The sequence below is a fragment of the Flavobacterium sp. genome (assembly GCF_029242675.1).
Lineage (GTDB): Bacteria > Bacteroidota > Bacteroidia > Flavobacteriales > Flavobacteriaceae > Flavobacterium.
Map to the genome: position 1 here is coordinate 1 of NZ_JAQWTM010000190.1, position 11471 is coordinate 11471.

General features: G+C 37.5%; 11 protein-coding genes. 4 read left to right on the plus strand and 7 right to left on the minus strand.

Going from position 1 to position 11471, the window contains the following annotated elements; genetic code table 11:
• Positions 1–1247: carboxypeptidase (locus P8M54_RS07305; RefSeq protein WP_300286737.1), on the minus strand; the 1247-nt coding region annotated here is incomplete at its 3' end.
• A gap of 298 nt (positions 1248–1545) precedes the next feature.
• On the opposite strand from P8M54_RS07305, the gene P8M54_RS07310 reads away from it, so the two are divergent.
• Together P8M54_RS07310 and P8M54_RS07315 are read left to right on the plus strand one after the other, a co-directional pair.
• Complete coding sequence (locus tag P8M54_RS07310; protein ID WP_300286739.1) at positions 1546–2340, plus strand: HipA family kinase; 795 nt, start codon at positions 1546–1548, stop codon at positions 2338–2340.
• Positions 2318–2701, plus strand: coding sequence for a DUF3037 domain-containing protein (locus P8M54_RS07315; RefSeq protein ID WP_300286741.1), 384 nt, complete (start codon positions 2318–2320; stop codon positions 2699–2701). The genes P8M54_RS07310 and P8M54_RS07315 overlap by 23 nt, the downstream gene beginning before the upstream one ends.
• A 1-nt stretch (position 2702) precedes the next feature.
• Here the strand turns inward: P8M54_RS07315 and P8M54_RS07320 are convergent, their stop codons facing one another.
• The 3 genes from P8M54_RS07320 to P8M54_RS07330 all read right to left on the minus strand — a co-directional run bounded on the left by P8M54_RS07320 (position 2703) and on the right by P8M54_RS07330 (position 5473).
• Entirely contained in the window at positions 2703–3218 is a 516-nt protein-coding gene (locus tag P8M54_RS07320; RefSeq protein WP_300286743.1) for a GNAT family N-acetyltransferase, read from the minus strand.
• A gap of 133 nt (positions 3219–3351) precedes the next feature.
• The gene (locus tag P8M54_RS07325; protein ID WP_300286745.1) at positions 3352–4323 is read right to left on the minus strand and encodes a putative sulfate exporter family transporter; all 972 of its coding nucleotides are present in this window, start codon (positions 4321–4323) and stop codon (positions 3352–3354) included.
• A gap of 133 nt (positions 4324–4456) precedes the next feature.
• A complete protein-coding gene (locus P8M54_RS07330; RefSeq protein ID WP_300286747.1) occupies positions 4457–5473 on the minus strand; it encodes a proline iminopeptidase-family hydrolase in 1017 nt (338 codons plus the stop codon).
• Positions 5474–5661: 188 nt separating this feature from the next.
• Between P8M54_RS07330 and P8M54_RS07335 the strand changes: the two genes are divergently transcribed.
• Positions 5662–6507: an alpha/beta hydrolase gene (locus tag P8M54_RS07335; protein ID WP_300286749.1), complete on the plus strand. Its 846-nt coding sequence runs from the start codon at positions 5662–5664 to the stop codon at positions 6505–6507.
• 220 nt (positions 6508–6727) lie between these two features.
• Here P8M54_RS07335 and lpdA read toward each other — a convergent pair whose 3' ends face one another.
• From lpdA to truA, 3 genes are all read right to left on the minus strand, one after another.
• Positions 6728–8116 (minus strand): dihydrolipoyl dehydrogenase, encoded by a 1389-nt coding sequence (lpdA, locus tag P8M54_RS07340; protein WP_300286751.1) that lies wholly within the window; start codon positions 8114–8116, stop codon positions 6728–6730.
• Between the two features lie 250 nt (positions 8117–8366).
• Positions 8367–10121, minus strand: a complete 1755-nt coding sequence (locus P8M54_RS07345; protein WP_300286753.1) for an ABC transporter ATP-binding protein — start codon at positions 10119–10121, stop codon at positions 8367–8369.
• 131 nt (positions 10122–10252) lie between these two features.
• Positions 10253–11002 carry a tRNA pseudouridine(38-40) synthase TruA gene (gene truA / locus P8M54_RS07350; RefSeq protein ID WP_300286755.1) on the minus strand — a complete coding sequence of 250 codons (750 nt, stop codon included), beginning with the start codon at positions 11000–11002 and terminating at the stop codon, positions 10253–10255.
• A 275-nt stretch (positions 11003–11277) separates the two neighbouring features.
• Here truA and P8M54_RS07355 point away from each other — a divergent pair.
• Positions 11278–11471: metallophosphoesterase family protein (locus tag P8M54_RS07355; RefSeq protein WP_300286757.1), on the plus strand; the 194-nt coding region annotated here is incomplete at its 3' end.

Below are 11471 nucleotides of genomic sequence, written 5' to 3' on the forward strand. Positions count from 1 at the left end.
CCCGTATTGTCATTCGAGTTGTCCCATGGGCGCACTGGTCCAAACATATTATAAGTAAAATCGGTTTTATACTTCAATTCATTACGCAAGTACATGTTTATGGCTGGCGTAAAGGAGTGTAACCACGAAGTTAATTCTGCATTAAAATCCACGCGGTCACCAGCATCTTTTTTGTCAATACCTTTGTAACGAGAATCAAGCCTTCCCACTGTGAATCCTTGGTCTCTTAATAATTCTTTCCAGAAATATCCAGTAGGTACGTCTAAATTATTTTGTAAAATCACTTTTTCGGACATGCCAGAGTAACGCGCTATTTTTGCAGCAATTTCTTTTCTTTTTCCGTCATCAAGTGCGCCTCCTTTGCTCATAGCTGGCAAGAGTTCGTTCATAGTGAATTCCTCTATTTCGGGTAACATTTCATTTAAGTCTTTAGTTTGCAAGTCTGCCGGTAGCATTTTATGGTACCAAGCGGTAGCAGCAAAATAAGGTAGTTTCAATGCACCATCCGTAGCAACACCGCGATTAATTCCTAAAGTGGTAGGAGAAACTAAAATCACTCCGTTTAAGTACATCCATTGTTTTTCTTGTAGTTCTAAGGCAAGACCTGAAACTCTGGTAGTTCCGTAGCTTTCTCCAATAAGATATTTAGGAGAAGCCCAACGGTTGTTTCTTGTTACAAAACTTCCTATCCAGCTTGCCAAATATTTAACATCAGCATTTACACCAAAAAAAGTAGATTTAGGAGTTTCTTTGCTTATGGCTCGCGAGTATCCTGTATTGACTGGATTCACAAAAACAATATCGGCAACATCCAAAATCGAGTACGGATTTTCTTTTATTCCGTAAGGTTGTACCGGATAGCCTTCATCATCAATTTTCAATAAGGTTGGTCCTGTATAAGCAATATGCATCCAAACGGAAGCCGAACCCGGTCCGCCATTAAACGAAATAACTAATGGTCGCGATTCGTTGTTTTTAATGTCAGTTCGCTCATAATAGGTGTAAAACAAACCCGCAATTGCTTTTCCGTCTTCATCCCAAACAGGCATCGTTCCGGTAGTGGCTTTGTACGGTACTTTTTGCCCTTTAATAGTGGTGACGTGATCGGTTACAACACTTTGATCCGGATTAAAAACGAGACTACTTTCAGATTTTTTTTCGCTTTTCTCGTTTGATTCTGCTTTTTGTTGCCCTACTATACTGCCAAAGCTGGTGATTGCAAGAAATATAAATAGTGTTTTTTTCATAAATTGTGGTTTAGAGGAATGGTTTTTATCGTTAATTTTAGATTACTAAAGTATGATTTTTTGAGATAATAGTAAACACACAGCCTGCCTTTTTTGTTGATTTCACAACAAAAAGCTGAAATGATAGTTATTTGTGTACTTACTCAGTAATTTCTACCTTTCAAGCAGGTAGGCTTTTGTCGACACGAATAGTGGTAAAGCTTATTTAATGATAGAGAACCAAACCAATAATTAACCAATGATAGGGGTTCGAATACGCATTGTTATTTGTAAATTTGTACCTCAGTAAATTCCGATTATGACAACTAACCCCAATCTACGTACCGTAAATGTAACGCGGTACATCACGCCATTACGCGAGGGCGGCTCTTTGCCTGCTTTGGCGGAAGCCGATGACGATTTTAAATATGTACTCAAGTTCAAAGGGGCAGGGCATGGAGTAAAAGCTTTGATTGCCGAATTGTTAGGAGGAGAAATAGCCCGCGTTTTAAAGTTAGCCATTCCTGAACTAGTGTTTGCTAATCTAGACGAAGCTTTTGGTCGTACGGAAGCCGACGAAGAAATTCAAGACCTTTTGCAAGGTAGTCAAGGGTTAAATTTAGCCTTGCATTTTTTATCAGGAGCCATCAATTTTGATCCGGTCGTAACGATCGTTGATGCTAAAATGGCTTCGCAAATTGTTTGGCTTGACGCTTATACTACCAACGTTGATCGTACGTTTAGAAATACAAATATGCTACTATGGCATAAAGAGCTTTGGTTGATTGATCATGGAGCCAGTTTCTATTTTCATCATTCTTGGACCAATTGGGAACAACATGCTAAAGGTCCGTTTAAGCTCATTAAAGACCATGTTTTGCTGCCGCAAGCGAGTCTGATTAAAGAGGCTGATGCATTGTTTAAAACTATTTTAACTCCAGAAACGATAAAAAATATTGTTCAGCTAATTCCCTTAGATTGGTTGGAATGGCAAGACACAGACGAATCTCCTGAAGCGATTAGAGAAGTGTACTACCAGTTTTTACTGACCCGATTAAATCATTCTGAAATTTTCATAAACGAAGCACAAAATGCAAGAGAAGCACTCATATGAGTATGCCGTAATTCGGGTTGTACCTAGGGTAGAGCGCGAAGAATTCCTAAATGTAGGGATCGTACTTTTTTGCAAAAAAGCCAAGTTTATAAAGATGATGTATACGGTGAATGAAACAAAACTGAATTTGTTTGCGAACGATTTTGAATGGGAGCAATTACAGCTCAACTTGGATTCGTTCCAAAAAATTGCTCACGGTACCAAGGATGGCGGACCTATCGCACAATTTGATATTCCGTCACGTTTTCGTTGGTTAACTGCTTTACGAAGTTCAGCGATTCAAACCTCACGACCACATCCTGGATTGTGCGATGATTTAGAAATAACAATCCATCGCTTATTTGAGGAAATGGTCTTATAGATTAATTTAAATCAATTGCTTTTTCTAGCACGACGAAATCTAGAGTTTCGTTTCCTAAAACAGAGTGTAAATGACTTTCGGAAAATGGCGCTTTTAGACCGGTGTCAACATATCCTTTGCGGATGTAGTAGGCTATCAATTCTGATCGAATAGAAATTACTGTCATCACAATTTTAGGTAAACCTAGTTGTTTTGCGTGAAGGTCGGCTTGCGCCAAAAGTTTCGCGCCAATTCCGCTATTCTGAAGTTGAGGTGAAACGCTCAACATGCCGAGATACAATTGATTTTCTTCAGCTGTTAGTAAAACGCAGCCTAAAATTTGGTCGGCTTCGACGTACTTTAAGAGTGTGTTTTTAGGATCTGATAGAATTTCGGTTAATTCCGTTTCGTCAGTTCTTTGTCCACCTAATAATTCGGCTTCGGTTGTCCATCCTGCTTTAGAGGCTTCGCCTCGGTAAGCACCATTAATTAAGGATTGTAATGTGGGAATATCTTGAAGAGTAGCTTTTGTAATCATTTTTTAACTTAAATCGTTGTTCAATTTCTTTCCAAAGATATAAAAAAACGCTACCTAATTGCAGTGGCAGAATACCGTTTTCTGAAGTTTGTAAATGGGATACTGCTACTATCGAATGAACAAGAATTAAACTTTAAAACAAAGTAAGCACCACCCATAAAGCCATGGACGAAATCAGTAACCAAAGCGCTACTCCTTGCAATAATGGTTTGTAACCAACTGAAGAAAGTACCTTTTTAGACAGACCACATCCGATAAGGAAAAGTGTCAAGGTCAAGCCCGATTTAGCAATTGAAGTCAAATAAAAACTGATATCCTGAATAAAAGGCAAGTACGTATTAGCAATCATCGCAAGTACGAACAACCCAATAAAATACGGAATCTTAACTTTTGTTTCTTTATTTTTGAATAGGAAGGTCGATAAAAAAGCAATAGGAATAATCCATAAGGCGCGCGCTAGTTTTACGGTTGTCGCTATTTCTAGCGCTTGCGGTCCGTACTTACTCGCAGCACCTACAACAGAACTTGTGTCATGAATGGCTATAGCGCACCAGAGTCCGAATTGCGTTTGTGATAAGTTGAGGTAGTGACCGAGGTAAGGGAATAAAAGCAGTGCTACCGAATTAAGAATAAAAATCGTTCCCAAAGCCACTGAGATTTGCTTTTCTTCGGCTTTAATGACTGGCGCTATGGCTGCAATAGCACTACCGCCACAAATAGCAGTTCCCGCGGATATTAAATAGGATGTTTTTTTATCTATTTTTAATGCTTTACCTAGCAGATAACCAGCTGTTAGCGTAATTAATATGGAAGCAATAGTAAAAAGGAGTCCGTCTTGTCCCGCTTTTAAGGCGCTATCTACATTCATCCCAAATCCAAGTCCTACAACTGAAATTTGTAATAATAAATGGGTTGCCTTATGGTTGAGATGTAAATAAGGATGTCCTATGAATTGGGCGATGATTAGTCCCATTAACAACGCAATAGGCGGCGTGATAAACGGTGACAAACAAAGCACAAATGCTACTAAAAAGATTAACTCTCGCGTAGTGATGCTTTTGTCCAGTATTTTTTTCTTGTTGGGTTCTTGCTCTGCTGTTGGCATTGTTGAAAATGTAATCGTTTTTTAAAGCAGTACAAAGAACTACTTTATTTACAACAATAGGAAATTGTATTTTGTAATCAAGTATAATTTTTAGTTATACTTGATTGTAAATATAGTAAAATGTTTGTCCTTATTATTTTCCTTTGTCCACTTCTTTTATAAATTGAATAACGCCATTCATAAATACTTTTTGATCATCCCACATCGCTAAGTGACTTCCGTTGGGACAATACAAATAACTACCGTTTTGAACCAGTTTACTTTGCTCTTCCATTGCTTTTGGATCCATCGTATCGTATTTTGCTCCAACCATTAAGGTTGGTACAGCGATTTCTTTGAGTCTGTTTTTGACATCCCATTTAGCGAGTCGGCCGCCAATTCCAAATTCCGATGGACCTTGCATCAAAGTATAGACTTCGTTATTAACGTGCTTAAAAGAACGATTTACTGCATCTGGCCACTCGTCTAAACGGCAAAGATGCTCTTTATAGAAGTTTGGCAATAACAATTCCATGTAACGAGGATTGGCAAAATCTTTTTTTGCTTCTAGCGCTCTAATTTCGCTCAAAACTTCTAGTTTCATTTGCTTGGCTAATACCTCATTGGCGTAAGCACCATATTCCGTTGCACTTGCCATCATATTCCCAATGATTAATCCTTTTAGATTTTTTTGGTATTTTAAAGCATATTCCATTCCGAGTATTCCTCCCCAAGAATTTCCTATCACATAAAAGTTAGAGCTATCGGCTCCAATGGCTTTGCGGACTTGTTCTACTTCCTCTACAAATCGTTCGGTAGTCCATAAAGTGCTATCCGTTGGTTGATCACTATAATACGAACCCAGTTGATCATATTCATAAAATTCAAATCCTTCTCTTTGAAAAAAAGTTTCAAAACATTCCATGTACTCGTGCGTCATTGCAGGGCCACCATGCAATAATAAAATTTTTATTTTTGGGTTGGTTCCAAAGCGCTTGGTCCACACTTTGAATTCGCCTACCGGAGTTTGAATTGGAATCATTTTTACACCTGCAGTTTCTAGTGAATCACCATAATTGAAGTAATTAGAAACCAAGATCTCATTGGAATTTGATTTTTCCTTGCAGGAAGTAAGTAGTAGAAAAACGAGTAGTACCGATAAATAGCGCATGGTAGTTTGATTTAGTTTTGAAAGAACTAAGGTAGCGAAAATGACCTACTTATAGATAGGCTTGAAGGAATTTTTTTCTGTTGTGCAGTTTCAATAAATGCAATCGAATTTGTCAAGAATAGTAGTAGCAAACGGTACGTTTTTAGTTCTTATCTTTGGTCCTATGTGTAATCCTAAATATAAAAATCATGGTCGTAACGCAATCATTTGTTCTAGAAGGTGCTTTGCAGCAAAAGTTTGCCTTAGATGTAAGTTATTCCGAAAATCAAGATCAGAAAGGAGTAGTAATTTTTTGTCATGGCTTTAAAGGTTTTAAGGATTGGGGTTGTTGGCAAATGATTGCCGATGATTTCGTGGACAATGGTTTTGCTTTCCTCAAGTTCAACTTTTCACATAATGGATTGGGACTTGACAATGCTGCCGATTTTGACAAACTAGATAAATTTGCTCTGAATACGTTAGGAAAAGAAATGGAAGACATACAAAGTGTCGAGCAGTTTGTGGTAAGCGAATTACCAACTGTTTTACCTATTATTAATATGGAAAACATTTTTATTATTGGGCATAGTAAGGGAGGCGTTGCTGCCTTGTTGTATTGTTCGCAGTTTGCAACTAAAATTAAGAAGGTCTGTACCTGGGCGAGTCCGTTTGATTTTCACCGTTCGTGGAATTCCAAATTCAGAACTAATTGGAGAGCCGATGGTGTTCAGTACATTAAAAACGCAAGAACGAATCAAATGATGCCTTTGGATATCTCCGTTTTGGATGATTTAGAGCGTAATGAGGAAAAATACAGTTTGGCTAACGCAAGTAAAAAACTGTCTATTCCGTACTTGATAATGCAAGGCACAGACGACCAAGCAGTAAAAATGGAAGAATTTAATTTATTGAAAAAGCATTTTACAAAAGCAGCTACACATATTATAGCCGATGCTAATCATGTTTTTGGAGGTTCACATCCTTATGTCGAAAAGGAATTACCAAAGCACACTCAAGAATTAGTTAAGGAGACAAAGGCTTTTTTTCTACTTTAGTGTAATTGTCATTTGTCAACCTATTGGGTTGCGTAAAGGATAGCAGCGGCATCCTTTTATGGAATGAAATGGAATAAAAGATAGAGCGCATAGCCTGACCGTACTGCAACGGAGTGGAAGTAGGGTTACGCCCAAAACAGAAAATAAAAAAAATCCGATTAGCAGATGCCAATCAGATTTTGATATTTTAAGCATGAATTCGTTACGATCCTCTCAATGACTACAAGTGAATTACTTCGCCGTAAGCATCAGCAACCGCCTCCATAACTGCTTCACTCATTGTTGGGTGTGGGTGAATAGCTTTCAGGATTTCATGCCCTGTCGTTTCTAGTTTACGCGCTACAACTGCCTCAGCAATCATATCGGTAACACCAGCACCAATCATGTGGCATCCTAACCATTCGCCGTATTTGGCATCAAAAATTACTTTTACAAAACCGTCTGGAGTTCCAGATGCTTTTGCTTTTCCAGATGCTGAGAACGGGAATTTACCAATTTTTAATTCGTATCCTTTTTCTTTAGCTTGTTTTTCAGTTAAACCAACTGATGCAATTTCAGGAGTAGCGTAGGTACAACCCGGTACGTTTCCGTAATCGATTGGTTCTACATGCATTCCTGCAATTTTTTCCACACAGTTAATTCCTTCGGCAGAAGCTACGTGTGCCAATGCTTGTCCTGGTGTAACGTCACCAATTGCGTAGTATCCTGGGATATTTGTAGCATTGTAAGCGTTTACTAGGATTTTATCTTTATCAGTAGCGATACCAACTTCTTCTAATCCTATGTTTTCGATGTTAGTTTTGATTCCAACAGCTGATAATAGCATGTCTGCTTCCAGAACGACTTCACCTTTAGCCGTTTTTACATATGCTTTTACGCCTGCACCGCTAGTGTCAATTTTTTCTACTGATGAGCTAGTCATGATTTTTACACCTGCTTTTTTCATAGAACGCTCCATTTGTTTAGAGATGTCTTCATCTTCAACTGGAACAATGTTAGGCATGAATTCTACAATAGTTACTTCTGTTCCCATAGCATTGTAAAAATGTGCAAACTCCACTCCAATTGCTCCTGAACCAACAATAATCATTGATTTAGGTTGCGTAGGTAATGTCATTGCTTGACGGTATCCAATTACTTTCGTACCATCTTGTGGTAAGTTGGGTAATTCACGAGAGCGCGCTCCAGTAGCAATAATGATATGGTCAGCGCTATATTCCGTAACTTTATTGTCTTTAGCTGTAACATCCACTTTTTTGCCTGGTTTTAGTTTTCCAAAACCATCAATAACGTCGATTTTATTTTTTTTCATTAAAAATTGAACTCCCTTGCTCATGTCAGAAGCAACCGTTCTACTGCGTTGTACCACAGCAGGGAAGTCTTTATCAAATGAAGATACTGTTAAACCATAATCAGAGGCGTGTTTTAGATAATCAAAAACCTGAGCTGATTTTAGTAATGCTTTGGTTGGGATACATCCCCAGTTTAAACATACACCACCTAGGTTTTCTTTTTCAATTACGGCTACTTTAAAGCCTAATTGTGATGCTCTTATGGCAGTTACATATCCACCTGGTCCACTTCCTAAAACTATGATATCGTATTTCATTGTATAAGTTTTCTAAATTATTTGATTTGGCGAATTTAAGGAATTATTCTGTTTTTAAAAAGATTAAAAATTCAATATTGATAAACTAGTTCAAAATAAAACAATTTAAATTCTAAAAGTGTGATTTCATTTTTCTGACTGTCGTTAAATTGCCTTTTAAGTGGTTCTTTACGAGTTCATTGTAAGCTATTTTTAAAAACAGTAAATCGAAGTTCTTAATGTGACCTATTCCTTTTTACTAGTTGTATAATTAATTAGCTACCGAAAACTGTGAGTCATACAAGTTCTTGTAATAACCACCTTCACGAAGTATTAACTCTTGATGCGTTCCTTGCTCTACAATTAGTCCTTGGTCCATTACCACAATTTTATCAGCATTTACAATAGTTGCCAAGCGGTGCGCAATTACAATAGAAGTTCTGCCTTTTGTAATAGTTTCTGTGGCACGCTGAATCATTTCTTCAGAATAACTGTCAATCGATGAGGTGGCTTCATCCAGAATTAAAATACTTGGATTACTTACATAGGCTCTTAAAAAGGCAATTAATTGTCTTTGTCCTGAAGATAGCATTACGCCTCGTTCCTTAACGTCAAAATCGTAATTATCAGGTAAACTCATAATAAAATCGTGTACACCAATGTCTTTGGCTGCTGCCAGAACATCCGTTCGAGTAATTTCGGGATTGTTTAGCGTGATATTATTGTAAATGGTATCAGCAAACAAAAAGACGTCTTGTAATACTACCGCAATTTGTTTTCGTAAGGAGTCCAAAGAATAATTTTCGATATTTTCATTGTCTATACAAATGGTTCCGCTGTTAATTTCGTAAAAACGATTTAGTAAGTTAATAATCGTAGATTTCCCTGCACCGGTAGACCCAACAATAGCCACAGTTTGCCCTGCTTGTACTTCTAAATCAATCCCTTTTATCACTTCTTCATCAGCGATATAGCTAAAACGAACGTCTTTAAAACTAATATTCCCTTCAAATAATGGTGCTTCAATTTTACCGGTATCTTGAATTTGATCTTGGGTATCAATAATTTCAAATACGCGATTGGCAGCAATCATTCCCAATTGCATTTCATTGAATTTATCAGCAATTTGGCGCAAAGGGTTAAATAACATGCTGATAAACATAGTGTAAGAGAACAAATCTCCAAAAGTGGTAAAAGTATCGCCATTTAAAATTTTCATACCACCATACAGCACAATAAAACCAAGGGTTAAAGACGAAATAATATCAGCAATAGGAAAAAATATGGAGTTGTATAAAATGGTTTTAATCCACGCTTTTCTATGTTTATCATTGATTTCTCTAAACTTATTAGCCTCAATTACTTCTCTTGTAAAAAGTTGTACAATCTTCATTCCGGTCACACGCTCTTGTACAAACGAATTCATATTCGAAATTTGATTACGTACTTCCTCAAAAGCGACTTGCATTTTCCGTTGAAAAATGCGAGTAATGAATACCAAAATAGGCATCGCTACAATTACAATCCATGTTAAAGACCAATTCATGTAAAACATAAAGGCTAGCACCACAACCATTTTCATCAAATCACTAATAATCATAAAAAGTCCTTGACTAAAAATACGCGCAATCGCCTCGATATCTGACACGGAACGAGTCACTAATTGCCCTACGGGAACAAGGTCAAAATACTTCATTCTAAAACTCAGGATGTGTTTAAACAACTTGATTCGGATGTCTTTTACAATATCCTGCCCCAACCAGTTGGCCCAAAACACAAAATAAAATTGCGAAAAAACCTCGGCTAGCAATACGACTCCCATCAAGGTGATATACAATAAAAGACCTTTGGCGTCTTCGGTTTGAATGTAGCCATCAACTGTTTGCTTTAATAAATACGGACGTAAGGCCGCAAATACCGATAGCGAAATAGCAAACGCTATTACGCCATTAAAGCGCCATTTATAGGGTTTAGTGTAGTATAATATTCGTTTAAATAATCGAGTGTCAAATGCTTTTGCTTTCATTTTATGGCTGATCTTATTTCAGTATTTTTTAGGAGCTTGGTCCTGCTGTTCATTTCAATCTTGCTTGCCGAACCCCGGCAATCAAGGATTTCCATTGCCATCAGGGCTAGGAAATGACGTTTCATATCGAATTAATCTTTTTCATTCCCTAAAAAAGGATATTCGATTTTAGTTAAATAAAGTCCGTGCGCTGGTACGGAGAATCCTGCTTTATCTCTGTTCTTACTTTCGATAATGGTATTAAAATCAGCGACCGTAATTTTTTTTAAACCAACATTTACTAAAGTTCCCACTATGGAGCGCACCATATTTCTCAAGAAACGATTAGCCGAAATTGTAAAAACCACTTTATCGTTTTCTTGCTTCCAGTTGGCTTCGTAAATGGTACAATCAAAGGTGTTTACATCCGTATTTACCTTGGAGAAACTTTGGAAATTAGTATGATGAAACAATAATTGTGAAGCCTCGTTCATGGCCTCAAGATCTAAATCTAGGTGAAAATACCAGCTCAGCTCTTGCGAAAAAGGATCCTTGAATCGGTTAATATGGTATTCGTAGGTCCGCTTGGTAGCATCAAATCGCGTATGTGCTTCGTCAGCGACTTGAAAAACCTCATGAATCACGATGTCTTTGGGTAAATACGAGTTTAGTTTGTGAACTAATTGCTTGTTATCTATGTTTTTTTCAAAATCAAAGTGCGCATACATTTGCGATGCGTGAACGCCAGTATCCGTTCTGCCGGCTCCCATAATACTGATATCAGTGTTAAGCAAGACAGAGAAAGCTTTATTCAAAACTTCTTGTACTGAGGAGGCATTGGGTTGGTATTGCCAGCCATGGTAAGCGGTGCCGTTGTATGCTAATTTTATAAAATATCTCAATGGTACTTTTTCTTTTGAAACTAATGCGATAGTACTATAATAAGTCGGCCTTAGTTTGAAATACAAAGATACTTATTAATTATTTTTGAAGTAGGCGTATTGTGCTAATGTTTTTTTTGTGCCACATTTTTTTTTAATTGGAAGCAGAATCTTTAATTTTACCGAAATGCCCTAGCCCTGATAGCAGTGAAAATCCCACGCTTTTTAGCGTGGATTGTAACGGATAGCAGGAAACAGCTCCAAATTAGTTCATACCTGCTAATGACACCATTAATATGAAAAAAATACTTTTACTTTCTGATACGCACAGCCACATAGACGACACCATCATGAAGTACGTCGACCAAGCGGACGAAGTGTGGCATGCCGGTGATATTGGAGATTTGATGGTGACAGATACCATTAAAAAAGTAAAACCTTTGCGGGCCGTGTACGGAAATATTGATGATGATAAGGCGCGCATGGAATT